This window comes from Castellaniella hirudinis, from assembly GCF_042651965.1.
GTDB classification, from domain to species: Bacteria; Pseudomonadota; Gammaproteobacteria; order Burkholderiales; family Burkholderiaceae_B; genus Castellaniella; species Castellaniella hirudinis.
Map to the genome: position 1 here is coordinate 102,025 of NZ_JBHSDY010000006.1, position 26,821 is coordinate 128,845.

25 protein-coding genes are annotated in these 26,821 nt (G+C 67.3%); 12 read left to right on the forward strand and 13 right to left on the reverse strand.

Annotated features, from left to right (window positions below; genetic code table 11):
- Positions 1-3: 3 nt before the first annotated feature.
- Both thiS and ACFO0J_RS10775 read right to left on the reverse strand, forming a co-directional pair.
- Positions 4-225 (reverse strand): sulfur carrier protein ThiS, encoded by a 222-nt coding sequence (thiS, locus tag ACFO0J_RS10770; RefSeq protein ID WP_376813083.1) that lies wholly within the window; start codon positions 223-225, stop codon positions 4-6.
- Complete coding sequence (locus tag ACFO0J_RS10775; RefSeq protein ID WP_376813084.1) at positions 222-1,295, reverse strand: FAD-dependent oxidoreductase; 1,074 nt, start codon at positions 1,293-1,295, stop codon at positions 222-224. The genes thiS and ACFO0J_RS10775 overlap by 4 nt, the downstream gene beginning before the upstream one ends.
- A gap of 69 nt (positions 1,296-1,364) precedes the next feature.
- Between ACFO0J_RS10775 and ACFO0J_RS10780 the strand changes: the two genes are divergently transcribed.
- The 3 genes from ACFO0J_RS10780 to ACFO0J_RS10790 are packed head-to-tail and all read left to right on the forward strand — an operon-like array spanning position 1,365 to position 4,898.
- Entirely contained in the window at positions 1,365-2,195 is an 831-nt protein-coding gene (locus ACFO0J_RS10780) for an IclR family transcriptional regulator (protein ID WP_376813085.1), read from the forward strand.
- Entirely contained in the window at positions 2,192-3,184 is a 993-nt protein-coding gene (locus ACFO0J_RS10785; RefSeq protein ID WP_376813086.1) for an AAA family ATPase, read from the forward strand. The genes ACFO0J_RS10780 and ACFO0J_RS10785 overlap by 4 nt, the downstream gene beginning before the upstream one ends.
- The gene (locus ACFO0J_RS10790; RefSeq protein WP_376813087.1) at positions 3,171-4,898 is read left to right on the forward strand and encodes a cobaltochelatase CobT-related protein; all 1,728 of its coding nucleotides are present in this window, start codon (positions 3,171-3,173) and stop codon (positions 4,896-4,898) included. The genes ACFO0J_RS10785 and ACFO0J_RS10790 overlap by 14 nt, the downstream gene beginning before the upstream one ends.
- Here ACFO0J_RS10790 and pta read toward each other — a convergent pair.
- Complete coding sequence (gene pta / locus ACFO0J_RS10795; protein WP_376813088.1) at positions 4,867-5,835, reverse strand: phosphate acetyltransferase; 969 nt, start codon at positions 5,833-5,835, stop codon at positions 4,867-4,869. The genes ACFO0J_RS10790 and pta overlap by 32 nt on opposite strands.
- Before the next feature lie 23 nt (positions 5,836-5,858).
- Entirely contained in the window at positions 5,859-7,655 is a 1,797-nt protein-coding gene (xsc, locus tag ACFO0J_RS10800; protein WP_376813089.1) for a sulfoacetaldehyde acetyltransferase, read from the reverse strand.
- A gap of 314 nt (positions 7,656-7,969) precedes the next feature.
- Here xsc and ACFO0J_RS10805 point away from each other — a divergent pair, with 314 nt between their 5' ends.
- The 3 genes from ACFO0J_RS10805 (at position 7,970) to ACFO0J_RS10815 (ending at position 11,476) form a co-directional block, all read left to right on the forward strand.
- Entirely contained in the window at positions 7,970-8,362 is a 393-nt protein-coding gene (locus tag ACFO0J_RS10805) for a nuclear transport factor 2 family protein (RefSeq protein ID WP_376813090.1), read from the forward strand.
- Positions 8,363-8,402: 40 nt separating this feature from the next.
- On the forward strand, positions 8,403-9,833 hold the full coding sequence (locus tag ACFO0J_RS10810) for an NAD(P)/FAD-dependent oxidoreductase (protein ID WP_376813091.1): 1,431 nt from the start codon (positions 8,403-8,405) through the stop codon (positions 9,831-9,833).
- A 200-nt stretch (positions 9,834-10,033) separates the two neighbouring features.
- Positions 10,034-11,476, forward strand: a complete 1,443-nt coding sequence (locus ACFO0J_RS10815) for an APC family permease (protein ID WP_376813092.1) — start codon at positions 10,034-10,036, stop codon at positions 11,474-11,476.
- 52 nt (positions 11,477-11,528) lie between these two features.
- On the opposite strand, the gene pdxR is transcribed toward ACFO0J_RS10815, so the two are convergent.
- The 5 genes from pdxR to ACFO0J_RS10840 form a co-directional block, all read right to left on the reverse strand.
- On the reverse strand, positions 11,529-13,037 hold the full coding sequence (gene pdxR, locus ACFO0J_RS10820) for a MocR-like pyridoxine biosynthesis transcription factor PdxR (protein WP_376813093.1): 1,509 nt from the start codon (positions 13,035-13,037) through the stop codon (positions 11,529-11,531).
- A gap of 12 nt (positions 13,038-13,049) precedes the next feature.
- Complete coding sequence (locus ACFO0J_RS10825) at positions 13,050-13,880, reverse strand: ABC transporter permease subunit (protein WP_376813094.1); 831 nt, start codon at positions 13,878-13,880, stop codon at positions 13,050-13,052.
- A gap of 35 nt (positions 13,881-13,915) precedes the next feature.
- On the reverse strand, positions 13,916-14,731 hold the full coding sequence (locus ACFO0J_RS10830; RefSeq protein WP_376813239.1) for a taurine ABC transporter ATP-binding protein: 816 nt from the start codon (positions 14,729-14,731) through the stop codon (positions 13,916-13,918).
- A 113-nt stretch (positions 14,732-14,844) separates the two neighbouring features.
- Positions 14,845-15,888 (reverse strand): taurine ABC transporter substrate-binding protein, encoded by a 1,044-nt coding sequence (tauA, locus tag ACFO0J_RS10835; RefSeq protein ID WP_376813095.1) that lies wholly within the window; start codon positions 15,886-15,888, stop codon positions 14,845-14,847.
- 294 nt (positions 15,889-16,182) lie between these two features.
- Complete coding sequence (locus ACFO0J_RS10840) at positions 16,183-17,043, reverse strand: DMT family transporter (RefSeq protein ID WP_376813096.1); 861 nt, start codon at positions 17,041-17,043, stop codon at positions 16,183-16,185.
- Positions 17,044-17,240: 197 nt separating this feature from the next.
- Between ACFO0J_RS10840 and ACFO0J_RS10845 the strand changes: the two genes are divergently transcribed.
- The 6 genes from ACFO0J_RS10845 (at position 17,241) to ACFO0J_RS10870 (ending at position 22,871) form a co-directional block, all read left to right on the forward strand.
- Positions 17,241-18,311, forward strand: coding sequence for a YeiH family protein (locus ACFO0J_RS10845; protein ID WP_376813097.1), 1,071 nt, complete (start codon positions 17,241-17,243; stop codon positions 18,309-18,311).
- Between the two features lie 101 nt (positions 18,312-18,412).
- Positions 18,413-19,420, forward strand: coding sequence for an endolytic transglycosylase MltG (mltG, locus tag ACFO0J_RS10850; RefSeq protein ID WP_376813098.1), 1,008 nt, complete (start codon positions 18,413-18,415; stop codon positions 19,418-19,420).
- A 3-nt stretch (positions 19,421-19,423) separates the two neighbouring features.
- A complete protein-coding gene (tmk, locus tag ACFO0J_RS10855; RefSeq protein WP_376813099.1) occupies positions 19,424-20,083 on the forward strand; it encodes a dTMP kinase in 660 nt (219 codons plus the stop codon).
- Positions 20,080-21,117, forward strand: coding sequence for a DNA polymerase III subunit delta' (holB, locus tag ACFO0J_RS10860; protein WP_376813100.1), 1,038 nt, complete (start codon positions 20,080-20,082; stop codon positions 21,115-21,117). The genes tmk and holB overlap by 4 nt, the downstream gene beginning before the upstream one ends.
- 50 nt (positions 21,118-21,167) lie before the next feature.
- Positions 21,168-21,950, forward strand: a complete 783-nt coding sequence (locus ACFO0J_RS10865; RefSeq protein WP_376813101.1) for a TatD family hydrolase — start codon at positions 21,168-21,170, stop codon at positions 21,948-21,950.
- A gap of 66 nt (positions 21,951-22,016) precedes the next feature.
- Entirely contained in the window at positions 22,017-22,871 is an 855-nt protein-coding gene (locus tag ACFO0J_RS10870) for an ankyrin repeat domain-containing protein (protein WP_376813102.1), read from the forward strand.
- A 29-nt stretch (positions 22,872-22,900) separates the two neighbouring features.
- On the opposite strand, the gene ACFO0J_RS10875 is transcribed toward ACFO0J_RS10870, so the two are convergent.
- From ACFO0J_RS10875 to ACFO0J_RS10890, 4 genes are read right to left on the reverse strand one after another with little or no spacing between them, the layout of a single operon-like run.
- Complete coding sequence (locus ACFO0J_RS10875) at positions 22,901-23,968, reverse strand: sulfate/molybdate ABC transporter ATP-binding protein (protein ID WP_376813103.1); 1,068 nt, start codon at positions 23,966-23,968, stop codon at positions 22,901-22,903.
- Positions 23,965-24,855 (reverse strand): sulfate ABC transporter permease subunit CysW, encoded by an 891-nt coding sequence (cysW, locus tag ACFO0J_RS10880; RefSeq protein ID WP_376813104.1) that lies wholly within the window; start codon positions 24,853-24,855, stop codon positions 23,965-23,967. The genes ACFO0J_RS10875 and cysW overlap by 4 nt, the downstream gene beginning before the upstream one ends.
- A gap of 18 nt (positions 24,856-24,873) precedes the next feature.
- The gene (gene cysT / locus ACFO0J_RS10885; protein WP_376813105.1) at positions 24,874-25,728 is read right to left on the reverse strand and encodes a sulfate ABC transporter permease subunit CysT; all 855 of its coding nucleotides are present in this window, start codon (positions 25,726-25,728) and stop codon (positions 24,874-24,876) included.
- A 3-nt stretch (positions 25,729-25,731) separates the two neighbouring features.
- Positions 25,732-26,745: a sulfate ABC transporter substrate-binding protein gene (locus ACFO0J_RS10890; RefSeq protein ID WP_376813106.1), complete on the reverse strand. Its 1,014-nt coding sequence runs from the start codon at positions 26,743-26,745 to the stop codon at positions 25,732-25,734.
- Positions 26,746-26,821 lie beyond the last annotated feature (76 nt).

The following is a 26,821-nucleotide window of genomic DNA, read 5'->3' on the forward strand; positions in this document are numbered from 1 at the left end:
CGCTCAGCCTCCGACGATGGGTGTGAAGGTGGTGACGTGGTCGCCCGGCGCCAGCCGGACGAGTTCCCGTCGCGGACGGGCGACATGGCTGCCGTTCAGGGCGGTGGCGACCGGGGCATGATCCGGCGCGCCGCCGGGCGTCAGCAGCGCCAGCGCCTGCTGCAGGGTCGAGCCGTCGGGGATGGCGCGGGATTCGCCATTGAAATAGATCGGGATGGTCTTCATGCGGCGGAGGCTCCGGAAGCGGGGAAGGGGATGCCGGCCTGGCGGATGGCGCGCGCGGTCATGGCCGGCGCGATCATCCAGCCATGGCGGAACAGGCCGTTGATGCGGGTCAGGCCCGCCGCCTGTTCGATCAGGGGCAGGTTGTCGCGCAGGGCCGGGCGCAGATTGGTTTCCGTGTGCACGATGCGCGCCTCGGCCAGGCCGGGCAGCACGCTGTGCGCGGCGGCCAGCAGTTCGACGGTGGTGCGCAGCGACACGGGAGAGCGATCCTCGCTTTCGATTTCACTCGCGCCGATGATGAAGTGATGATCGCGGCGCGGCACGACGTAGACATTGTGGCGCGGGTGCAGCAGGCGCACGGGCCGCGCCAGCCGGACGTCCGGGGCGCGCACCAGGAAGATTTCGCCGCGCACCCCGCGCACGTCCGCGCAGCCGGCGGCAGGGCCCTGAGCGGGGCGTTGGCCCAGGCCGCGGGCATCGAACACGTGGTCGAAGACGTGGCGCCGGCCGTCGGCCGCCGTCAGGAAGCCTTCACCCGTCTGCTCCACCGGCTGGCTCCAGCGCCAGTCGGCCGCCTGCGCGCCCTCGTACAGGGCCCGCATGAATTGCGGCGCATCGAGGGCGCCCTCGTGGGGCAGGAACCAGGCCAGGGCGGGGCCGTGGATGTCCGGCTCCAGCTCGCCCAAGGCCGCAGCGGCCAGCGGCCGGGGCCGGTGGGCTTCGGGCGCCTTGCGCTCGATCAGGTCCACCAGGCGGCGCGCGGCCCCGCCGTCGCCGCGATGCGCGAGCAGCAGGCTGCCGCGACGGGCGAAATCGGGGGTGCCGGGCAGCGCTGCGACGATTTCCGCCCACATCCCGATCGAATCCAGGCCGTCCCGGAAGACCTGGAGGTCGGCGCATTCCAGCTCGGCGGACGGCGAGAGCATGCCCGCCGCCGTCCATCCGGCCGCGCCCCTGGCCAGCGGACCGTCCGCCGGATCAAAGACGGTCACCCGATGGCCGGCGCGAATCAGCCTCCAGGCCAGCAGCCGCCCGAGCACCCCCGCGCCCGCGATTCCGATATTCATCATCAGTCTGGCTAAAAATCCTAAAATCGGTACAATAAGTTCCTGTTATTGAAATATAAGGCCTAGAGCCCCATGCGTCCAGTCGAACTTGCCCCTCTGCCGACCAAACTGGATGGCGATACCCCCGCCATCCGCCTGTTCGCGCTCCTGGAAGTGATCGCGGAAAAGGACCAGTACTTCTCCTTGCAAAGCCTGGTGGAGGAACTGGGACTGCCCAAGCCCACGCTGCACCGCATGCTGCAGCAGCTCGACAGCGCCGGCATGATCCAGCGCGACGGGGACGGGCGTCATTACAGCACCGGCGTGCGCCTGCGGCGGATCGCGGAAAACCTGCTGCTGAACAACACCGTGCACGGCGCGCGCCGCAACGTGTTGCGCACCCTGGTGTCCGAGGTGGGTGAAAGCTGCAACATCACCAGTTGCGCCAGCAGCGAGGTCCTGTACCTGGATCGTGTCGAAACGCCGGCGCCGCTGCGCTTCTACCTGCACCCGGGTTCGCGGGTGCCCCTGCATTGCTCCGCCAGCGGCAAGCTCTTCCTGACGCAGATGTCGGCCTCGCAGCGCAAGCGCCTGCTGGTGCCGGGCACGCTCGAGAAGTACACGGAAAAGACGATCACCGATCCGCAGGCGCTGGAGGCCGAGCTGCGGCGGGCCTCCGAGGCCGGCTATGCGATGGACGACGAGGAATTCCTGCCCGGCCTGACCTGCATCGCCATGCTGGTGCCGATGCCGTCGGGCAAGTCCAATCTGGGGATCGCCATCCAGGCGCCGACGATCCGGCTCCAGGCGCATCGCATCGAGTCCTGCCTGCCCGCGCTGCGCCGCGCCGCCCAGGCGCTGGCGGACATCGAAGCCGGCAGCTACCCCGAGCGCGCCGCGCTCCGGCAACGGGCCGCCTCATGAAACGCCTGGTGGACACGGACCTGGAGACGAAGCGCCTGTCCGTGCGCGACGGCTTCGGCCTGGACAGCGACCTCGAGGTCATGGCGTTCGCCGAGCCCGGCGAGCACGTGCCCGAGGTCGATCCGAATTATCGCTTCGACCCGGACACGACCCTGGCGATCCTGGCCGGGTTTTCGTGCAATCGCCGGGTGCTGATCCAGGGCATGCACGGCACGGGCAAGTCCACGCATATCGAACAGGTCGCGGCGCGCCTGAACTGGCCCTGCATCCGGGTCAATCTGGACGGCCACATCAGCCGCCTGGACCTGGTCGGGCGTGACGCCATCGTGCTGCGCGACGGCAGCCAGGTCACGGAATTCAAGGAAGGCATCCTGCCCTGGGCGCTGCAGCGGCCCATGGCGCTGGTGCTGGACGAATACGACGCCGGACGGCCGGAGGTCATGTTCGTCCTGCAGCGCATCCTGGAGCGCGACGGCCATTTCACGCTGCTGGACCAGAACCGGGTCATCGCGCCGCATTCCGGCTTTCGCCTGTTCGCCACCGCCAACAGCGTGGGACTGGGCGACAGCAGCGGCCTGTACTACGGCGTCCAGCGGCTCAACCATGCGCAACTGGACCGCTGGAACATCGTCGCCGCCCTGAACTATCTCAGTCCCGAGGCCGAAATCGAGATCGTCGCGGTGCATGTGCCGGAACTGAACCACCCCGAAGGCCGCCGCCTGATCGCCGCCATGGTCGAGGTCGCCGCGCTGACGCGCGCCGGCTTCCAGAGCGGCGACCTGTCCACGTTGATGTCGCCGCGCACCCTGATCTCCTGGGCGGAAAATCTGCGGATATTCCAATCGCCCGCCCGCGCCTTCCGCTACGCCTTTCTGAATAAATGCGACGCCTCGGAGCAGGCCGTCGTGGCGGAATACTTTCAGCGCTGTTTCGACACGGAGCTGGAGACGGCCGCCGCCGGCCCGCTCCCCGGACATGGCGGCGCCTGAGACCCGCGACTGGGCCCGCCGCCACGCGCTGGAGGCGCGCACGGCCGCGACCGTGCGGGCGCTGTCCCGGCAGCCGCGGGTGCACTTCGAGGCTGGCCGGCCCTGGAACGGCGATACCCCCTTGCCCAACGGCGCACCGCATCTGCAGACGCAGCCGGGGCTGGACGACCCGCCGGCCTACCGGGCGCTGGCCGACGCGCTGGCCCTGCGCCTGCTGCGCTCCGACGCGCGCCTGCATCGGGACCGGAGCCCCGCGCAGGATCCGGTCGCCGCGCTGATCTTCGAATGGCTGGAGCAATGGCGCGTGGAGGCCCTGGCGCCCGAGCGCTGGCCGGGCATGCGCGGCAATCTGCGTCGACGCTTCGAGCAATGGCTGTTCCTGTTCCAGGGGTCCGGTCTGATCGAGACCCGTACCGGCCAGCACCTGTTCTGCCTTGCCCTGATGGCCAGAAGCCGGCTGTTCGACGAGCCGATCCCGGAACGCCTGGAAGACCTGATCGAGTCCGCCCGCTACCGGATGGGGCCGGTGCTGGCCGCGCCGCTGGCGCGGCTGCGCCGGCTGCGCGAAGACCAGGCGGCCTATGCGCCCGTGGCGGCGGAGCTGGCGGCGGCGCTGGCCCGCTGGTTCCAGGACTTGATCGGCAAGGAAAAGAAACGCCCGCCGAAGCGGCACCTGGATTTTTCCGTGACCCTGCTGCCGCCGGCGGGCGACGAGGGCGAAGCGGCCGGGCAGGGGATGGGAGGGGCGTTCGTCGAGGAGGCGGCCGGTTCCGGCTATGCCGTCTGGACCCGGCGCCACGACCGAATCGTCGAGGCCGCCGGGCTCGTGCGGACGGCCCTGCTGCAGGACTACCGCCGCCGCCTCGACGAAGAAATCGCCCGCTTGCCCTGGTCGCTGTCCCGCCTGGTGCAGGCCTTGCGGCGGGCGCTGTTCAGGCCGCAGCCCTCGGGGCGCCTGTTCAGCCAGGACGAAGGCCTGATCGACGGCCGCCGCCTGGCGCAACTGATCAGTTCGCCCGACGACCACCGGGTGTTCTTCCGCGAGCGCGACGAGCCCGTCGCGCAGGCCCGGATCACGCTGCTGCTGGACTGCTCAGGATCGATGCGGCACCACGGCCCGCGCCTGGCGCTGCTGATGGACCTGCTGGCGCGCGTGTTCAGCCGCGCCGAGGTGCCTTTCGAATTGCTGGGTTTCACCACCGGCGCCTGGAACGGCGGCCGGCCGGCCCGCGAATGGCAGGCCGCGCGCGGCCGCCCCGCGCATCCGGGCCGGCTCAACGAATTGCAGCACCTGGTCTTCTGGTCCGAGTCCATGCCGCGCCAACAGGGCCGCTTGAGCCTGACGGCCGTCATGAAGCCGGAGCTGTTCCGCGAGGGCATCGACGGCGAGGCCGTGCAGTGGGCGTGCGAACGGCTGCTGGCCCGGCGCGACGAGCGGCGCAGGATCCTGTGGGTCGTGTCCGACGGCGGTCCGATGGACAGCGCCACCAGCCTGGCCAATCCGCCCGGATTCCTCGATGCGCACCTGCGCCAGGTGGTGCGCCACTATACGCGCGAGCGCGGCGTCGAGATCCTGGCAATCGGCGTGAACCAGGATCTGAGCGGCTATTACCCGCATTCGATCGGGCTGGATCTGGAGGGCGGCGTGACCATGCAGGCGCTGCAGGCGCTGATCGGGACGCTCAGTCGCTCCGGGCCGCCTGCACGGCGGTGACGGCGATCACCTGGTGGATGTCGTCCGCCGAGCAGCCCCGGGACAAGTCGTTGGCCGGTTTGTCCAGGCCCTGCAGGATCGGCCCCAGGGCGGTGGCATGACCCAGGCGCTCGACGAGCTTGTAGCCGATGTTGCCGGCGTCCAGGCTGGGAAAGACCAGCACGTTGGCCCGGCCCGCCACGGGAGACTGCGGCCATTTGCGCTGGGCGACGTCCGGCATGATCGCGGTATCGAGCTGCATTTCACCGTCGATGAGCAGGTCCGGCGCCTGTCGGCGAGCCAGTTCCATGGCCTCGCGGACCTTGTCGACCTGCGCATGGGCGGCGCTGCCGTGGGTGGAAAACGAAAGCATGGCCACACGCGGTTCAAGGTCCAGCAGGGTCCGCGCGCTGCGCGCCGAGGCCAGGGCGATCTCGGCCAGTTCGCGGCTGTCGGGCTCGATCACCAGGCCGCAGTCGGAAAAGACCATGGCATGCCCTCCGGTCGGAAAGGGCTCGTCGCGCATCATCACGAAGAAACTGGACACGGTCCGCACGCCGGGCCGCTTGCCGATGACCTGGATGGCGGTGCGCACGACGTCCGCCGTGGTGTGGACGGCGCCGGCGACGGAGCCGTCGGCATGTCCGAGCCGCACCATCAGGGCGGCGAAGACCAGTGGCTGGAGGACGGCCTCCCGGGCCTGCTCGGGCGTCATGCCGCGCGCCCGGCGCAGGGACAGCAGCGCCTCGGCAAAGGCATCCAGCCAGCCGGAGTCGGCGGGCCGGATGCACTGGACGCCCGGGACGTCCTCAGTCGATCCCACCAGGAAAACCCGGGCGATGCCGTCGGCGGCCGCCCGACGGGCCGCCGCCCGCACGCGGGGATCGTCCCCCTCGCACAGAACGATCCGCTTCGGGTCGCGTCGGGCGGCATCCAGCAGCATGTCCTGTGCGCGCATGGGCTTCTCCTCAAGGGCGGGGATCAGGTGTAGTCGCGATACTTTTCCAGCAGGCGCACCGGCTTGGACAGCGCGTCGCGGCGGAAAGGATCGCCCAGTTCCCGGGTGCACATGATTTCGATCACGGTGGTCTTGCGATCGTTCATCTGCGCGTCGATGGCCTTCTTCAGGGCGGGACCCACGTCTTCCAGCCTGTCGACCACGATGCCTTCGGCCCCCATGGCCTGGGCGATGCCGGCGAAGCTCTCGCTTTCCAGTTCGCCCGCCACGAAGCGGCGGTTGTAGAAGTCCACCTGGTTCTTCTTTTCCGCGCCCCATTGGCGATTGTGGAAGACCACGGCGGTCACGGGGATGTCGTGGCGCACGCAGGTCATGATTTCGCTCATGCTCATGCCCCAGGCGCCGTCACCGGCGTAGGAGATGGCCGGACGATGCGGCGCCGCAACCTTGGCCCCGATGATGGTGGGGAAGGCGTAGCCGCAGTTGCCCCAGCTCATGGCGGCGAAGAAACTGCGGGGTTTTTCGAAGCGCAGGTAGCTGTTGGACACCGAGTTGATGTTGCCGATGTCGGTGGAGACCATCACGTCTTCCGGCATGGCCTTTTCCAGTTCGCGCAGCACCTGGCGCGGGTGCAGCCAGTTGCCTTCCTCCTTGCTCTGCTCCTCGATCATGTCCAGGCTGAACGGATCGCGTTCGTGGGTCCATTCGTCCAGTTCCTTTTCCCAGGCGTCCTTTTCCGCCTGGATGCGGGCGGCGCGCTCGGCCTTGTTGGCGTCGCAGGCCAGCTTCATGCCGTCGATGCGGCGGGAGATCTCGGCCGCGGAGGCCTTGGCATCGCCGCAAATCCCCACGGTGATTTTCTTGACCAGGCCCAGCATCTTGCTGTCGGCATCGACCTGGATGATCTTGGCGTTCTTGGGCCAGTAGTCCAGACCGTGTTGCGGCAAGGTGCCGAAGGGTCCGAGGCGGGTGCCCAGGGCCAGCACCACGTCGGCGTCGGCCAGCAGCTTCATGGCCGCCTTCGAACCCTGGTAGCCCAGCGGGCCGCACCACAGCGGATGGCTGGCGGGGAAAGAGTCGTTGTGCAGGTAGCTGTTGACCACCGGCGCGCCCAGGCGCTCGGCCAGCGCCTTGCATTCCTCGACCGCGTCACTCATGACCACGCCGCCGCCGGAAATGATGACGGGGAACTTGGCTTCGGCCAGCAGCTTGGCGGCTTCGTCCAGGCTCTGGGCGCCGCCCGGGCCGCGATCCAGCGGCTGGGGCAGGGGGATCTCGCATTTGATCTTGCCGTAGAAGTAGTCGCGCGGGATGTTGAGCTGGGTCGGGCCCATTTCGTCCTGGGCGCGGGCGAAGCAGCGGGCGGTGTATTCGGCCATGCGGGCCGGATGAGTGACGTGGCCCTGGTATTTGGTGAATTCCTGGAACATCGGCAACTGCTTGGCTTCCTGGAAGCCGCCCAGGCCGATGCCGGTGGTGCCGGCTTCCGGGGTCACGATGACCACGGGGGTATGGGCCCAGTAGGCGGCGGCGATCGCGGTGACGCAGTTGCTGATGCCGGGACCGTTCTGGCCGATCACCACGCCCGTGCGGCCGCTGACGCGGGCGAAGCCGTCGGCCATGTGGCCGGCGCCCTGTTCGTGGACCACCGGGATCAGCTTGATGCCGGCCGGGGCGAAGATGTCCATGGCGTCCATGAACGCCGAACCCATGATGCCGAAGATTTCGGTCACGCCGTTGGCGACCATGGTCTCGACAAAGGCTTCGGACGGGGTCATTTCCTGGACGCCTTGAACGACTTGGCGGGTATCGTTTGCCATCGTGTGTCTCCTGATGCGGTATGCGGAGGGCTGTGCTGGCCCGGTTATTCCAAATATCGAGATGAATCATTTCGATATCGTGTGATTTGAATTCTACAGAGCCTTTTTTGATTGTCAACTCAAATCTCTGAATCTGGAACCATGCGTTTCGAATGATTAGATGGAGACTAGGGGCCAGCCGGGCCATCTGGTGCCAGCGAAACGTAATCACTGGCCCTAGACCAGTCTGGGGCGTTCTCCTAATGTGTGAACATCACGGCGCTTTTCCGGCCCCCGGACCGGCGCCGCATCACATCCATTCACAAGGAGACTCCATGACACAGGATTCGTTGCTTTCCACGCTCGAGGCTTTCGGTGAGGCCTGGAATCGCCACGACATCGATGCCCTGATGGCGTGCATGCACGAGGCGTGCGTTTTCGAGGGCGTGGCGGGGCCGCTGGCCTGCGGGGTGCGCCACGAAGGTCCGGTCGCCGTGCGCAAGGCCTTCGAATCGGCCTGGCTGACCATTCCCGACGCCGCCTGGCGCAATGCCCGCTGCTGGGTGTCGGGCGATCGGGGCGTGATGGAGTCGACCTTCACCGGCACGGCCGCCGACGGTTCCCGCATCGAGGCCGACATGGTGGACCTGCTGACTTTCAAGGACGGCAAGATCCTGGTCAAGAACGCCTTCCGCAAGCAGCGCCCCCCCTTGCCCGCACAAGCCTGAACCGCTCGCGCCGGACTTCACCCTGTCCACAGGAGACATCATGGCTACTTTGACTTCGGCGTCGCCGAGCGCCCGCGCGCAGGCCGTTGCGCCCGCCGCCGCGCCGCACGCGCCCAACCCCTACGATCCTCGCTACGACCCCCTGGTCTCGCCCGCGGGTCGCAACCAGCAGTACGCGCCCACCTACTGGGTGGGCACGGCCGGGGATCCGCCGCCCGACGACGGCCCCGTCCTTCAGGACATGGACGCGGACGTGGTGGTGATCGGCTCGGGCTTCACCGGCCTGGTGACGGCCTTGAATCTGGCCGAGGAGCACGGCGTCATCCCCATCGTCCTGGAAGCCAATCAGGAGTCCTGGGGCTGCACCAGCCGCAACGGCGGCCAGGGGCAGAACGCCTCGGGCCGCCTGTACCGCACGCAATGGATCGAACGCTGGGGCCTGGAAACCGCCAAGCGCCTGGATCGTGAAATCCACGACGGCTTCGAATACTGGAAAAGCCTGGTGGAGCGCTTCCCGTGCGACGCCCAGCCCGGCGGCCACCTGTATACGGCGCACCGCCCGAAGAAAATGGCCTTCCTGGAGAATCTGTGCCGCGTGATGCGCGAACAGTTCGGCTACGACACCAGGATGCTCAGCCGCGAGGAGTTGTGGGAACGCTACGCCATGGACCGCGAGGCGGCCGGGGCACTGCACGAGCCCGAGGGCGTCGGCATCCATCCGCTGAAGCTGGCCTTCGGCTATCTGCGGCGCCTGCGCGAGCTGGGCGTCAAGATTCATACCGGCAGCCCGGTTCTGGGCTGGGAGACTGTGGGGGGCGTTCACCACCTGCGCACGCCCGGCGGCATCGTGCGTGCGCGCCGCGTGGCCGTGGCCACCGGCGGCTACACGCCGCAGGGCCTGCATCCGCTGCTCAACAACAAGATCATGCCGATCCTGTCGAACTCGATGGTGACGCGACCGCTGACGCAGCAGGAACGAGAGGCGGCCGGCCTCAAGAGCACGACGTTCATCACGGACACGCGCACCCTGCGCTTCTACTACCGCCTGTTGCCGGACGGCTCGATGCAGATCGGCAGCCGCAGCGCGCTCAACGGCGCCGATGCGGAGAACCCCAAGCACCTGGACCTGCTCAAGCAGGGCCTGGCGCGTAAATTCCCGACCCTGAAGGACGTGCCGATCGCGTATTCCTGGTGGGGCTGGGTGGACGTCAGCCATGACATGATGCCGCGCATCACGCAGCCCGATCCCGGCCAGCAGATCTATTACGCCATCGGCTACGGCGGCAACGGAGTGTCGTTTTCCGCGCAGGCGGGCCGACGCCTGGCCGAGCGCGTCGTCGGCAAGGCCGGCCCTCAGTGGGATCTGCCGATCTACAACTCGCCGCTCAACGGCCACTTGTTCGCGCCCTTCCGACGGCTGGGGCAGGCGATGTTCTACAAGTACTACTACCTGAGGGACGAGGTATTCTGACCGGCGCTCCGGGGCGCGCAAGCGCCGCATGGGACCAGGGCCGCCCGCGTGGGCGGCCCTTTTTGATTGAGTTTCCATCTGGCCTCCACGATGGATCGGCTTTGGCCCTACGCGTTTCTTCTCGATTCCGATAGACTGGTTTTTAAATTCCGGTTATTGGAACAATAAAAACAAAAAAATGATATTTGCAGGAGACTAAGATGTCAGATCGAATCACCCTTGGAAAAACCTTCAAACCCCATTGGGTCTGGGCCATTGCCTTCGGCTCGGCCATCGGCTGGGGCAGCTTCGTGCTGCCGGTCGAATGGATGAACATGGCAGGACCCATGGGGGTCGTCATCGGGCTCTGGATCGGCGGGCTGATTCTCAGCCTGGTCGGCCTGAGCACCGGCTTTCTGGTGAAAGCGTATCCGATCACCGGCGGCGCCTTCACCTACGCCTACCTGGCTTTCGGCCGCAAGCACGCCTTTTTGTGCGGATGGTTCCTGATCCTGGGCTACGCGGCCATCGTGGCGCTGAACGCCTCCGCGTTCGCCCTGATGATCAAGTTCCTGGTCCCGGACGTCGTCAAGGTGGGGCTGCTCTACAGCATCGCCGGCTGGGATGTGTATTTCGTCGAAGTGCTGATCGCCAGCGCCATCCTGGTACTGTTCGCCTGGCTCAACATCCGGGGCGCGGACGCCACGGCCCAGACGCAATTTTATTTCTGCGTCCTGCTGATCGCCGCCGCGACCGGGGTGACGGCCGCCATGTCGTTCGCGCCTGAAACGTCCTTCAGCAATCTGCTGCCGCTCTACAAGCCGGGCATTCCGTCCTGGTCCGCGATCGCGGCCATCGTCGCCATTTCTCCCTGGGCCTACGTCGGCTTCGATACCGTGCCCCAGGCGGCCGAGGAGTTCAACTTCTCGCCCGCGAAGGCGACCTTCCTGATCCTGGCGGCGCTGGCGGTGGCCGCCGCCCATTACTCAATCATGATCCTCGCGACCGGCCTGGCCATCCCCTGGCTGGACCTGGTGGATCTGCGCGAAATCTGGGGCACGGGCTGGGCCGTCCAGCAGGTGCTGGGCACGGCCGGCCTGGCCGCGCTGGTGGTCGCGCTCTGCATGGGCATTTTCACCGGCCTGATCGGCTTCTACATCTCGTGCAGCCGGCTGATGTTCGCCATGGGCCGCGCCAAGGCGCTGCCCGCCGTGTTCTGCCGCCTGCATGGCAAGCACGGCACGCCGTGGGCCAGCATCGTGTTCGTCTGCGCGATCTGCCTGCTGGCGCCCTGGTTCGGCCGTTCCGTGCTGCTCTGGATCGTGGACATGTCCGCCGTAGGGATCTCGATCGCTTTCATCTACTACTGCGCCGTCGCCTACCGGCTGTTCAAATGGACCGCATCGCAGCGGGCGCCGGCCTTCTGCAAGGAAGTCGCGCCGGGCAAGAAGCTGATCGCGCTGGCGGGCATGCTCTGCAGCATCGGCCTGCTGGGGCTGCTGCTCGTGCCCGGTTCGCCCGCGTTTCTGGAAACGCCTGCCTGGATCGCGCTGGGCTGCTGGGTACTGATCGGATTGGGGTTCTATCTGACGTTGGCGCGCGAATACTGCAACACGCCGAAAGCGGAGATGGATCGGCTGATCCTCGGGCACGCCGCGGCCTGAGCGTGAATGCGGCGAAGGCGGGCGCTGCGATGCGCCCGCCTTCGGTTGCTTCTCAGCGGGACGACTGCGCCACGACCCCGGCCAGCGCGGCGATGCCTTCGGCGATCTTGTCCCGATCGATGGACGAGAAGCCCAGCCGGATGTGCCGGTGGTCCTGCGACCGGGGATCCTGATAGAAGACCCGGCCGGGCTCGATCACCACACCGGCCTGCAGCGCCGCTTGCGCGAGCCGGTCGGTGTCGAGATAGGGCGGCCCCTCCACCCACCAGGACGAGCCGCCGTGGATCGGTCTGCCGCTGAATTGCGGCAGATGGGTCCGGACCGCTTCCTGCAGCACCTGGGCCCGTTCGGCATAGACCTGGGACAGCCGGCGCAGCAGCGCATGATAGTGTCCCAGCGAAATGAACAGTGCGAACGCCCGCTGCAGATAGGCGGGCGGATGGCGGATCATCAGGCGGCGCAGGGCGCGCAGTTCGACCATCAGTTCGCGCGGCGCCACGATGTAGCCCAGGCGAAGCCCGGGCGCGAAGCTTTTCGACAGGCTGCCGATGTAGAGCACGCGGCCGTGCTTGTCCAGGCTCTTGAGCGCCGGCGAGGGATGCCCGTCGTAGCGGTTCTCGGTCTCGTAGTCGTCCTCGATCAGGATGCTGTCCGTGCGGCTGGCCAGTTCCAGCAGCGCGACCCGCCGCTCCATGGACAGCGTGGCGTTGGTCGGACACTGATGGCTGGGCGTGACGAACACATAGTCGCACTCCCTCAGCGCGGGCGAAGGGATCAGGCCCTCGTCGTCGACGGGCAGGGGGATCAGGCGCTCGGTGCGGTGCGCGAAGATATTGCGCGCATCCGGATAGCCGGGGTCTTCCATGCCGACCACGGTGTGGCTGTGGATCAGCAGGGTGGCCACCAGATAGAGTGCATGCTGGGCGCCCAGCGTGACCATGATCTCGTTGTCCTCGGCCCAGATGCCGCGCCGGGGCAGCACCTGGTTGCGGATCGCTTCCACCAGGGCGGAATCGTCGCTCGCGATCAGGTCCGGCGCCCACATGCGGATGTCCAGCACGGACAATGCCCGCAGGCAGCATTCGCGCCATTCGGCCGTGGGAAACTGCTTGGCGTCGAACTGGGCGTAGCTGAAGGGATAGGGCAGGCTTTGCCAGTTGGCCGGCTTGACGATGTTGCGCTGGGAAAACGGATGGAACACCAGGCGCCTGGACCAGTCCGCGCCGGTGCGCGGCGGCGGTGCGGCGGCCGGCGCATCCGCCGGGACGGCCTGCTGGTTGGCCATGCCCTTGGCCACGTAGTGGCCGCTGCGCTCGCGGGATTCCAGATAGCCTTCGACCACCAGTTGCTGATAAGCGAAGACCGTGGTGTTGCGCGCGACTCCCAGGGCCCTGGCCAGTTCCCGGCTGGACGGCACTGGGGCGCCCGGCGGCAGGTGCCCGCTCAGGATGGCGGACACCAGCATCTTGCGGATGCGGCCCTGCAGGCTGAGGTTGTAATCGTCGACCCGTTCGAACAGGGCCGACCACTGCACGGTGCCGGCGGAGCCGCTTTCTGGCATGGAGGACGTTCCTTAAATTTTGCCTTTCCAGGGGATCATGGCGCGTTCGAGATAGCGCAGCAGCAAGTCGAACGAGAAGGCGAAGAATCCGATCACGATGATACCCATGATCACGGTGTCGCTCGCCAGGTACTGGGCGGCGTTCAGCACCATGAAGCCCAGGCCGCGCGCCGCCGCCACCATTTCGGCGGCCACCAGCGTCGTCCAGCCCACGCCGATGCCGATGCGCATCCCGGTGAAGATCTCGGGCAGCGCCGCCTTCAGGATGACGTGGAAGATGATCTGGCGGCTGCTGGCCCCCATGGCGTAGGCGGCGTGGATCTGCTCGATGGACACGGACTTGACCCCGGCCCGGGCGGCGATGGCCATCGGCGCGAAGATCGCCAGGAAGATCAGGAAGACCTTGGGGAACTCGCCGATCCCGAACCAGATGATGACCAGCGGCAGGTAGGCCAGCGGGGGCAGGGGACGGTAGAACTCGATGATGGGGTCGAACAGCCCACGCATCGTCCGGTTCACGCCCATCATGATGCCGATCGGGACGGCCGTCACCAGCGCCAGCAGGAAGGCGCCCATGACCCTGCCCAGGCTGACCAGGGTGTGCTGGGCCAGGGTGGAATTGGCGACGCCCTCGGTCGCGGCCTCGATGAATTTGCCGTAGACGGCGCCCGGCGAAGGCAGGAAGATGGGCTTGATCCACCCCATGCCGGTGACGAGAAACCACAAGGCGATCAGCACGAGCGCCGTCATGAGGCTGATGTGGCCGCTGTAGCCGGCCCCGGGGGCGCCGTAGACTTTCCCGGGCTCCGCTGCGCGGCGCTTCCGCGTGGATACGATCGACATGCTATGACTCCGATAGGCGGTTTTGAGGAAGCGGCTCAGGCGTTCTGGTGAAACTCGGGATCGCCGGCGGCCCGTTCGTCCCCATAGATGATGTCCAGCACGGTTTCCCGCATCTGGATGAAATCGGGACTGGATTTGATGGCCCGCGCGTTCCGGTCCTTCAGGAAGCGCCGGTTGAAGTCGAGCTCGTAGGTGTTGGTGACGCGCCCCGGGCGGGGCGACATCACGATCAGCTTGGTGCCCAGGAACAGGGCTTCCTCCACGCTGTGCGTGATGAAGAACAGCATTTTGTGGGTGTGCTGCCAGACGTCCAGCAGCAGTTCCTGGATGGTCTCGCGCGACAGCGCGTCCAGTGCCGCCATCGGCTCGTCCATGAGCAGCATGGCCGGATCGCAGGTCAGCGCCCGGGCGATCCCGACCCGCTGCTGCATCCCCCCCGACAACTGGTAGATCATGTGCTTGTGGAAATCCTTCAGGCCCACCAGTTCGAGATTCCGGGCGGCGATCTCAAAGCGCTTGTTCTTTGGCACCCCGCGCAGCTTCAGCCCGAACTCCGTGTTATCGATCACATTGAGCCAGGGCAGCAGGGCGTGTTTCTGGAACACCACGCCCCGGTCGGCGCCGGGGCCGATGACCGGGTCGCCCCCGAGCAGGACCTCGCCCTCGGTCGGGGTCAGAAACCCCGCGATCACGCTGAGCAGCGTGGTCTTGCCGCAGCCGGAAGCTCCCAGGGCGACGACGAAGTCCCCCGGGGCGATTTCGAGATTGACGTCCTTGAGCGCGGTGACCGCGCCGCCCATCATCTGGGAGGGATACGTCACGCTGACATTGCGGATGCTGAGATTGGCCATGGCGGCGGACATGAGAGACTCCTTCAGGGATGGTGTCCGGCCGCCGGAGCATCATGGGGGCAAGGCCCCGGCGGCCGCCCGGACCGGTTCAGGTCCGGGATGTTGCCATTACATTACTTCACGGTTTTCGCGGCTTCGTCGGCAAAGCTGGAGGTCACGAAGGGGGTGTAATCGCCCAAGGGCGCGTTGATCTGGCGCTGCGCCTTGAGGAACGTCGCGCTGGCCGTCAGCGCCTTGGCGGCGCCGCCTTGCGCGCCGCCGCCCAGCCAGACGTTGGACGCCTGTTCCTTCACGTCGGGAAAGAGCAGCAGGTTCATGGCGCTGACGATGTCGGCGGGCGTGCCGCCGATCATCTTCACGATGCCCTTGATCTCGGGAGAATCCGGCGTCAGGGAACCCTTGCGCGCATCGAAGCCTTGGTAGGACTTGGCCAGGACCTCGGTGAAGGCGGCCATGAACTTGGGATTCTTGGCTGCCCAGGCCTTGTCCACCACGATGCCGTCGAAGGTGGGAACGGTCTTGGCGCCGATTTCCTCGGAATTGGTGATTTCCTTGCCGGTCTTCATGATTTCCGTCAGTGCCGGCGGCCAGACGTAAGCGGCGTCGATGTCGCCTCGCTGCCAGGCGGCCACGATCTGCGGCGGCTGCATGTTCAGGATCTGCACATCGTTGGCCTTGATGCGCCAGATGTCGTTCAGGGCGAGCAGCAGGTGGAAGTGCGACGTCGACACGAAGGGCACGCCGACTTTCTTGCCCACCAGATCCTTGGGTTTCTCGATGCCCGAGCCATTGCGCGCGATCAGCGCCTCGGACTTGCCGATGTTGTCCAGAATCCAGAAAAGCTGCATGTCCACGCCGCGCGTCACGGCGGCCGTGATCCCGGTGGATCCCAACACCCCCACCGGCACGTCGCGCGAGGCAAAGGCGCTGGAAATATCACCCGCCGAACTGAACTGGCGCCAGTCCACTTCATACCCGACTTCCTGCAGCGCCTTGTCGAAGCTGCCATCGGCGATGGCGCTGACGAAGGGACCTACGATCTGCTGATAACCCACCACGACCTTGGTCGCGGCGTAGGCGCCGCAGCTCAGGCTCAGGGCCCCCGCGGCCACGCCCAGCACGGTCAGCTTGCGAATGAAGCGAAAAGATGGTTTCACGGTCGTCTCCTTGATGGAAGCCGCGTCGGATGCCAGTCCGTGGATCTGTTCCAGTGCGGCTCTTGTCCACTCATGGTGCCTATAGTCCGGCCGGCAAACTAGGTCCAGTTTGTTTCTAACTTTAGAGCCAGAATATTCCGAAAATTGATCCAGATCATCGAAAAGTGGCGTAAACATTGACCGATCGACCGGAAGCACGCGGAATCCGGTCCAGGTGATCTAGGGTAAATGCTGATGCCAGCCCGGATTTTCCGCATCGACGGCGTCGCGCCGGGGGCGGGGCGGCGCTGGCCGCTATGGGGCCAGACGCAGCACGATCACGCCCAGCACCAGGACGCAGCCGCCCGCGAGGCGGGCGGGCGTCAGGCGCTCGCGCAGGAACAGGCCTGAAATCAGGATGCCGAACAGAATGGAGGTCTCGCGCAAGGCGGCGATGACCGCAATGGGCGCCAGCGTCATGGCCCAGAGCGCCACGCCGTAGGAAATCACGGAGCCGAATCCGCCCAATACGGCCGCGCCCCAATGGGCCCGGAAATGGCCCGCCAGATCCCGGGCCCGATGCGGCAGGGCCAGGCCGACCATGACGATGCCTTGCAACAGAAAAATCCAGAGCGTGTAGCCGGCCGGGGCCTGCGAGAGCCGGGCGCCCGTGCCGTCCACCAGGGTGTAGCCCGCGATCACGACGGCGTTCAGCAAGGCAAGCGGCACGCCGCCGGACTTGCGTGACCGGGCGATGCCGGGCAGGCCGATGCACAGAATGCCGGCGCAGATCGTGGCCACGCCCGCGAGCGCGACCGGGCTCGGGTCGTCATGGAAGAACACGATGGACACGAGCGCCACCAGCAGCGGCGCGGTGCCCCGCATGACGGGATAGCTGACGCTCATGTCGGCCACGCGGTAGATATGCGCGACCAGCCGCATGTAGACGACCTGCAAGACCAGCGATGCCAGCAGGAAGGGCCAGCTGGCCGGCGCCGGCTGCGGCAGCCAGGGCAGACAGAGCGCCGCGATCAGGGTCGACACCCCGGTGATGCCGATGGCGCTCAGCAGCTTGTCGGAACTGCCCTTGATCAGCGCGTTCCAGGTCGCATGAAAGAGGGCGGCGGCCAGCACTGCACCGTAAATGAAATCGACGCTGGGCAATAGGGCAGGCACGAGGGAGGCGGCGCAGGCGGGAAAAGGTGACCGCCTAGGATAGCGCGAACCGGCGCCGGACCCGGCCGGATCCGGCGCGCAAATCGCACTAATTCAATATTTTTTATGTACTTACTAAAATGATTTGAATTTATTTATTCATACCCCATGCCTAGAATGGCCTCCATCCAGTTTCCCTCCATCGACGAGCCTTCAGCATGCTGCCCATCTCCGCTGTTCCGCACCCTCTGCCATCGGCCTCCGGCCGCCCCGCCGCCCAGACGCAGTCCCGTGGCTCGTCGCGCACGCCTTCGCTCTGGTACGGGCTGCTGCTCGCCGGGGGGCTGGGCCTGGTGGCCTGGTGGCTGGGCGCCCGGTTTCCGCTGATCGGCGGCCCCGTATTCGGCATCCTGCTGGGCATGGTCTGGCGCAACGTCCTGGGCCTGTCGCCGATTTTCACTCCGGGGGTGGTCTTCAGCAGCCGCCAGGTGCTGAAATGGTCCATCATCGGCCTGGGCTTCGGCCTGAGTTTCGGCCAGGTCCTGAAGACCGGAGCCTCGTCCCTGGCCGTGACCCTGATCACCCTGTCCGTGGCCTTCCTGAGCGCCTGGCTGCTGGGCCGCTGGCTGAAACTGGGCAGTCACCTGTGCACCCTGATCGGCGTCGGCACCGCGATCTGCGGCGGCTCGGCCATTGCGGCCGTTGCGCCCATCATCAAGCCCGACGACCACGAGACGGCCCTGTCGATTTCAACGATCTTTCTGTTCAACGTCGTGGCGGTGCTGCTGTTTCCGCCCCTGGGCCACTGGATGGGGCTGAGCGACCATGGCTTCGGCCTGTGGGCCGGGACTGCCATCAACGACACGTCCTCCGTGGTGGCGGCGGGCTACAGCTACAGTGTGGCGGCGGGAGACATCGCCACCATCGTCAAGCTGACCCGCGCGACGCTCATCATCCCGATCTGCATCGTCATCGCCTTCTGGGTGGCCTGGCGCAACCAGCATTCGGAAACCCGGGTGTCCCTGGCCTCGATCTTTCCCTGGTTCATTCTCTGGTTCCTGGCGGCTTCGGCGACGCGCAGCCTGGGCCTGATCCCGGAAGTCCTGCTCGGACCGCTGCATCTGCTCTCGCAATTCCTCATCATCATGGCGCTGACCGCCATCGGCTTGTCCTCCGATCTGCGCCGCATGGCCCTGGCCGGCGTACGACCGCTGCTGCTGGGCCTGGGGGTCTGGACTGCCGTCTCAATCAGCAGCCTGATCGTGCAATTGCTGATGGGCAGCCTCTGAGGCTAAAAGTCACAAGCCCGCCGGTCGCCCGCCAATGATCCAGTTAAACTGGCGGGCATGGAAAAAGTCTCCTATACCTTTCATCTTGGGACGGCCCTGCGATGAAAGGGCTCCTGCGCGGATTTCTCTGGCTGCTGATCCTCGGCCTGCTGGCCGTGGCGATCGCCATCGGCTCGGCGGCCTGGTGGGGCTGGAAGCGCCCCGTGCCCATGAAAACTCCGGTCGTGGACTATCTGATCGACGCGGGCAGCACGCCGCGCCAGATCGCCGTGGCGATGCGGGACGCGGGCATCGACGTCCAGCCGGATGCCTTCATCTGGCTGGCGCGCCTGAGCGGCCGCGACAAATTGCTGAAGGCCGGCGCCTACGAGGCCCGCGAGGGCGACACGCCCTGGCTGCTGCTGGAACGCATGGCCAACGGGGACATGACCCAGACCCGGCTGACCTTTCCCGAAGGCTGGACCTTCGGCCAGATCCGGGCGGCGCTGGACGCCAGTCCCCAGGTCCGCCACGACACGCGCGGGATGGATGACCAGGCCTTGCTCCAGCGCCTGGGTCTGGAAGCCGATGCGCCCGAAGGCCTGTTCTATCCCGACACCTATGTGTTCGCACCGGGCAGCTCCGACCTGGACGTCCTGCGCCGCGCCGCCCAGGCCGGCCGCCAGACGCTGGAGCGCGCCTGGGCCGAACGGGATCGCGATCTGCCGCTGGAAACGCCGTATCAGGCGCTGATCCTGGCCTCCATCGTCGAAAAAGAAACCGGCCACGGCGCCGACCGGGCGCGCGTCGCCGGCGTTTTCATCAATCGCCTGAAGATCGGCATGCCCTTGCAGACCGATCCCACCGTGATCTACGGACTGGGCGCCGATTATCAGGGCCGTCTGCGCAGAAAGGACCTGGAGCGCGACACGCCCTGGAACACCTACACCCGCGCGGGCCTGCCGCCCACGCCCATCGCCAGTCCGGGCAAGGCGGCGCTGGATGCGACTTTGCACCCGGAACGGCACAAATACCTGTATTTCGTGTCGCGGGGCGACGGCACCAGCGAATTTTCCACCGACCTGTCGGCGCACAATCGCGCCGTCAGCAAATACATCCTGAAACGATAGCCCATGACGACCCGAGGCGCCTGCTTCATCACGCTCGAAGGCCTGGATGGGGCCGGCAAGAGCACGCATATTTCCTGGATCGAGGACCGGCTGCGCCGGGCCGGGGTGGCGCTGCTGTCCACCCGTGAGCCCGGCGGCACCCCGCTGGGGGAAACCTTGCGCGAACTGCTGCTGCACCGTCCCATGGACCTGCGTACCGAAACCCTGCTGATGTTCGCCGCCCGCAACGAACACTGGCGCACGCGCATCCTGCCCGCTCTGGAAGCAGGCCAGTGGGTGCTGTGCGACCGCTACACCGACGCCTCGTTCGCCTACCAGGGCGGCGGCCGGTCCCTGGGCGCGGAACCGGTCCGTATCCTGGAAGACTGGGTGCAACAGGGCAGGGGGCCGGACTGCACGCTGCTGTTCGACGTGCCGCTGGAAACCGCCCGCGAACGCCTGGCGCAGGGACGGGCCCAGACCGACCGTTTCGAGCGCGAGGACGAAGCCTTTTTCGAGCGCACCCGTCAGGCTTACCACGCCCGGGCGGCGACCGATCCGGACCGCTTCCGGGTGATCGACGCCCGCCGGAGCATCGAGGCGATCCGCCTTGAGCTGGGCGGCATTCTGGACGGGCTGCTGCGCACGCGCGGCTACGCGCCCGCCACGCTGGATCCGGTATGACGGACTTTCTACCCTGGCAACAGACGCCGGCGCGCCGCTGGCTGGCCACGCGCGAACGCTTTGCCCACGCCTGGCTGATCCACGGCCGGCCCGGCTGCGGCCAGATGGAATTCGCCCTGGCGGGGGCCGCCAGCCTGCTGTGCGAGTCACCCCGCGACGGGCTGGCCTGCGGCGAATGCCAGGCCTGCCGTTGGGTCAAGGCCGGCAACCATCCCGATCTGCGCCGCATCCGGCCCGACGCCCAGGCCGTGCGCGAAGGCGCGCTGGACGTGGCCGAGGACGCCAAGAAACAGCCCTCGCGCGAGATCCGCATCGAACAGATCCGCAGCCTGCTGCCCTGGTTCAACACCGCCACCCACCGGGGCGGCTGGCGCGTCGCGCTGCTGTATCCGGCCGAGGCCCTGAACACCATTGCGGCCAACGCCCTGCTCAAAATCCTGGAAGAACCGCCCGAACACACCGTATTTCTGTTGTCGGCCCAGGCCCCCGACCGCCTGCTGCCCACACTGGTATCGCGTTGCCGGCGCCTGCCGCTGGCCGTGCCGCCTGTGGCCGAATCCCTCGCCTGGCTCGAAGCCCAGGGCGTGAAGGACGCTGCCGCCCGGCTGGCGGCCGCCGGCGATGCGCCGCTGCTGGCGCGGGAGCAGGCGCAAGAAGGACGGCCCGTGATGCCCGCCTGGCTGGATCTGTTCCTGGACCAGGCCGGCCGGGACGGCGACGGCGCCGCGCTGGCCGACGCGCTGCAGGCGGGGCAGCCCGCCGACTGGGTGGATGACTTCCAACGCCTGTGGCTGGACCTGAGCCTGGGCGCCCACGGCCTGCCGCCGCGCTATCATCCCGCACAGGCGGCCCGGATCGCGACGGTCGCCCAGGCCCTGGATCCGGCGGCCCTGGCCCGCACCGCCGACTGGCTGCGGGACCAGCGGCGCCTGGCGCATCACCCCCTCAATCCCAAGCTGCTGGCCGATCACGCCGCCCGCACGCTGCTGCAATCGGTGCGGCCCGTCCGCGCTGATCCCAAGGGCCGTGCCTGATCCTGCGGCCCGACCCGTTTTCGATCTGAATCCCCCGATATCGTCCGATCATGTACATCGATTCTCATTGCCACCTGAACTTTCCCGATCTGCAAGCCCAACTGCCCGAGGTGCTGGAGCGCATGCGCACGGCCGGCGTCGGCCATGCCCTGGTGGTCAGCGTCAATCTGCGCGACTGGCCCGGCCTGATGGCGCTGGTGGAGCAGCATCCTTTTCTGCGGGCCTCCGTCGGCGTGCATCCGGACAATGATGCCGGAGACGAGGACAACGCCGAGCCGACCGTGGAGGACCTCGTCAGCCGCGCCGGCCATCCCAAGGTCGTCGCCATCGGCGAGACCGGGCTCGACTATTACCGCCTGAGCGAACCGCTGGACTGGCAGCGCGAGCGCTTCCGCACCCACATCCGCGCGGCGCACGAAACCGGCTTGCCGCTGATCATCCATACCCGCGCCGCCGCCGAGGACACCCTGCGCCTGATGCGCGAGGAACGCGCCCCGGCCGGCGTCATGCATTGCTTCACCGAGTCCTGGGAAGTCGCGCAAGGCGCACTGGACCTGGGGTTCTACATTTCCCTGTCGGGGATCGTGACCTTCAAGAATGCCGCCCAGATCCAGGACGTGGCCCGCCGGGTGCCGCTGGACCGCTTGCTGATCGAGACCGATTCCCCCTATCTGGCGCCGGTGCCGTACCGGGGCAAGATGAACGATCCGTCCCGGGTGATCCACGTGGCCGAAAAGATTGCCGAACTGCGCGGCGTGCCCGTCGCCGAGATCGAGCAGGCCAGCGCCGAAAACTACTGGCGGCTGTTTCACAAGGCGGCTGCAGCCGCTTGAACTGCTGTTCTCCCGGCCCGTCGCCCGGGCCGCCTGTCCCCCTTTCCGCCGACGGAGGTTTCCGCCATGTCTTTGTCCACTCTTGTTCGCATCGGCGCCCGGCGCGGCCGGCTGGCCGGTCTGATGCTGGTCCTGGCCCTGGGCATCGGCGCGCCGCCCATGGTCTCCGCCCAGCAGGCGCCGACGTCCGATTGGTGGTCGGCCATCCGCCGCGATGATCTGTCCACCGTGCAGGGCCTGCTGCTGCGCCACACTGACCCGAACGCGTTCAACACCCTGGGCAACCCCGCACTGACCCAGGCGGCGCGCGACCAGTCCTGGAAGGTGTTCGACGCCTTGCGCGCGGCCCCCGGCGTGCAGATCGACGCGCCCAATGCGCGCGATGAAACGGCGCTGATGTACCTGTGCATCCTGGGCCAGACTGACCGGGCCCGGACGCTGATCGCGGCGGGCGCCCAGATCAACCGCCTGGGCTGGACGCCCTTGCACTACGCCGCGTCCAAGGCGCAGATGGAGACGGCCCGCATGCTGATCGAACGCGGCGCCATCATCAATGCGCCGGGCCCCGACGGCACCACGCCGCTGATGATGGCCGCCCTGTCCGGCAAGCCGGAGATCGTCCGCCTGCTGCTGGAACACGGCGCTGATCCCACCATGTTCAATGCCGCCCACGAGACGGCTGCGGACTGGGCGCGGAAGAACAACCATGCGTCCTTGGCCGATGGCCTGGACCAGGTTGCCGCCCAAAGAGCACAAGGCCGCCAGGGCGGGGCGGCAGGGGCCGCATCAGCGGGGGCCGCGCCCGCGCAAGCGCCGTCCGCAGCCGCTTCCCCGGCGTCCGGCCGGGGCGCGGAAGATGCGTCCTCGTTCTCGCGCTACTTCGACCTGGGTCGTTTCGAGGATACGGCGCCGGGCAAGTAAGGCGACGGCTCGGCGGCCGACGCCGTGTCCTAGTTCAAGAACACCCGCGCCTGCCGGGGCCGGGCGACGAAGCGCTGGTGGCCCTGCGCCCGGATCCGGTCGAATTCCAGGCTGGGCATGACCACCTCGATGATTTCCTGGGTGTCCTCGCGCCGCAGCTCCAGTTGCGCCAGCGGCCCGAAGGCGTGCGCCCGCTGCAGATTCACCAGCAGGCCCTGGTCCGCGGAAGAGCCTGCCGGCAGCGGCTCGATCTGGATGTCATGCGGCCGGACGTAGGCCGTCCCCGCCGCGTCGGCCGCGCCCTCCAGGCCCGGCATCTCGATGGCCGCGCCCCCCGTGTGCAAGCGCCCGTCGCGCACCCGGCCCTGGAACAGATTCACATGTCCCAGGAAGCCGTAGACAAAGGCCGTTTCCGGCGTGTCGTACACCGCCTGCGGCGCGCCTTGCTGCTCGACCCGGCCCTTGTTCATGATGACGACCTCGTCGGCGACCTCCAGGGCTTCTTCCTGGTCGTGCGTGACGAACAGGCTGGTCATGTGCAGTTCGTCGTGCAGGCGGCGCAGCCAGCGCCGCAGTTCCTTGCGGACCTTGGCGTCCAGCGCGCCAAAAGGCTCATCGAGCAGCAGCACGCGCGGCTCCACCGCCAGGGCGCGCGCCAGGGCGATGCGCTGGCGCTGCCCGCCCGACAGGGCCGCCGGCCGGCGGTCGGCCAGCCAGTCCAGTTGCACCAGCTCCAGCAACCCCATGACTTTTTCGCGGATCCGGCGCTCGTCCGGCCGCCGGCCGCGCGGCTTGACGCGCAGGCCGAAGGCCACGTTCTCGAACACCGTCATGTGCTTGAACAAGGCGTAGTGCTGAAACACGAAACCGACCTGCCGCTGGCGCACGTGCGTGCGGGACGCATCCTGGCCTTCGAGCAGCACCTGGCCCGTGTCGGGATGCTCCAGGCCGGCGATGATGCGCAGCAGCGTGGTCTTGCCGCACCCCGACGGCCCCAGCAAGGCGGTCAGCTTGCCGTCCGGAAAGGCCAGGGATACGTCATCCAGCGCCGTGAACGCGCCGAACTGCTTGTGGATGTGGCGGACTTCGATGCTCATGAGGCGTGCTCCGATACGGTTCGAGCGGCCTGGGCGCGCAGGCGCCATTCGGCCAGGGACTTCAGGGCCAGCGTCAGCAAGGCCAATAACGCCAGCAGCGAGGCCACCGAAAAGGCAGCCGCGAAGTGGTATTCGTTGTAGAGGATTTCCACGTGCAGGGGCAGGGTGTTGGTCAGGCCGCGAATATGGCCCGACACCACCGACACCGCGCCGAATTCCCCCATGGCGCGCGCATTGCACAGGATCACGCCGTAGAACAGCCCCCAGCGGATATTGGGCAGCGTGACGTGCCAGAAGACGCGCCAGCCCGAGGCGCCCAGCACGATGGCGGCTTCCTCTTCTTCACAGCCTTGCGACTGCATCAGCGGGATCAGCTCGCGCGCCACGAAAGGCACGGTGACGAAGACCGTGGCCAGCACGATGCCCGGCACGGCGAACAGGATCTGGACATTGTGCGCCTGCAGCCAGGGGCCGAACCAGCCCTGGGCGCCGAACATCAGCACGTAGATCAGGCCGGCAATCACGGGAGACACGGAAAAGGGCAGGTCGATCAGGGTGATGAGCAGGTTCTTGCCCCGGAACTCGAAGCGGGTGACGGCCCAGGCCGCGCAGACCCCGAACACTAGGTTCAGCGGCACGGCAATCCCGGCCGCGATCAGCGTCAGACGGATCGCCGCCCGGGCGTCAGGCTCGGTGACGGCCGCCACGCAGGCTTCCCAGCCCTTGCCCAGGGCCTGGTGAAAGACCGCCGCCAGCGGGACGAACAGGAACAGGAACAGGAAGGCAAACGCCGTTCCCATCAGCACCCGCCGGGCGAGTCGGCCTTCGGTGGCCGGCCGCGCAGCGGCAGCGGCTTGGGGCAATGAATCAAAAGCGATGGTCGTCATGGATACGGAACACTCGTGTCAGGCCCGGCCGGTCGAACGGCGGCGCACCCAGGCTTGCAGCAGGTTGATGGCCAGCAGCATCAAAAAGGAAATCCCCAGCATCACCACGGCGATGGCCGTGGCGCCCGCGTAGTCGTACTGTTCCAGCTTGGTGACGATCAGCAGCGGTGCGATTTCCGAGACCATCGGCATATTGCCGGCGATGAAGATCACCGAGCCGTATTCACCGGCCGCACGCGCAAAAGCCAGGGCGAAACCCGTCAGCAAGGCCGGCAGGATCGCGGGGAACACCACGCGGACGAAGACCTGCACGCGCGAAGCCCCCAGGCTGCTGGCGGCCTCCTCGTATTCGGGCGCCATGTCCTCCAGCACCGGCTGGACGGTGCGCACCACGAAGGGCAGGCCGATGAAGATCAAGGCCACCACCACCCCCAGCGGCTTGAAGGCCACCTGGATGCCCAGCGGCGCCAGCAGCCCGCCCAGCCAGCCTGTGGGCGCGTACAGGGCGGTCAGGGCGATCCCGGCCACGGCCGTCGGCAAGGCGAAAGGCAGGTCCACCAGGGCGTCGATCAGCCGCTTGCCGGGGAATGCGTAGCGCGCCAGCACCCAGGCCACGATGCCGCCGAACACCGCATTCACGGCCGCCGCCAGCAGCGCAGCGCCGAAGCTCAGGCGGTACGAGGCCAGCACCCGGGGCGCGGTGACCGCTTTCCAGAACGCCTCCGCGCTCAGGGTCGAGGCCGTCAGGAATGCCGCCGAGAGCGGCAGCAGGACCACCAGGCACAGATAGGTCAGCGTCAGGCCCAGCGTCAGGTTGCGGCCGGGCAGGACCGGGGACGCGATGGGGACGGACGGTGCGAGCGTCGTGGACATGGGCTATTGCGCGCTCGGCTGGTAGATCTGGTCGAACACGCCGCCGTCCGCGAAGTGCGTCTTCTGCGCTTCGGCCCAGCTTGGCGCCACGTCCGTCAGGGTGAACAGCGCAATGTGGGGAAACTGTCCCGCATGCCGCTCGGCGACCGCCTTCAGCGTGGGCCGGTAGTGGTGCTGCGCCGCGATCTCCTGGCCGGCCTCGGAATACAGATAGTCCAGGTAGGCCTGCGCCACGGCGCGCCTGCCCCGAGCGTCGACCACCTTGTCCACCACGGCGACGGGCGGTTCGGCCAGGATGCTGACCGAGGGCACGACGATGTCCGCCTTGTCGGGCCCCAGTTCCCGGATCGCCAGAAAGGCTTCGTTTTCCCAGGCCAGCAGCACGTCGCCGATGCCGCGCTCGATGAAGGTCGTGGTCGACCCCCGGGCGCCCGAATCCAGCACCGGCACCTGGCGGTAGAGCTTGCCCACGAAGTCACGCGCTTTTGTTTCGTCGCCGCCGGGCTGGCGCAGGGCGTAGCCCCAGGCCGCCAGGTAGTTCCAGCGCGCGCCGCCGGAGGTCTTGGGATTGGGGGTGATGACCTGCACGCCCGGCTTGATCAGATCGCCCCAGTCGTGGATGCCCTTGGGATTGCCCTTGCGCACCAGAAAGACGATGGTGGAGGTGTAGGGCGCGCTGTTCAGCGGGTTTTGCTGCTGCCAGTCCGGGCGGATCGCGCCGCGCGCGGCGATGGCGTCGATGTCCGGCGCCAGCGCCAGGGTCACCACGTCGGCCTGCAGACCGTCGATCACCGAACGCGCCTGCTTGCCCGAGCCGCCATGCGATTGGCGGATCGTGACGTGATCGCCGGTCTTGTCCTGCCAGTACTTGGCGAATGCCGTGTTATAGGCCTGATACAGTTCCCGCGTGGGGTCGTAGGACACATTCAGCAGGGTGACGTCGGCGGCGTGCGCGGCGCCTGCCAGGCTCAACGCAGCGGCCAGGGCAAACAGGCGCGGCGGGAATCGGAATCGCATGAAAAGGACCTCGTCGTGATGCGTGAATCAAGGCATCAGCTTAAAGAGATCCTTTTCAAAGCCGAACGAATCGTTT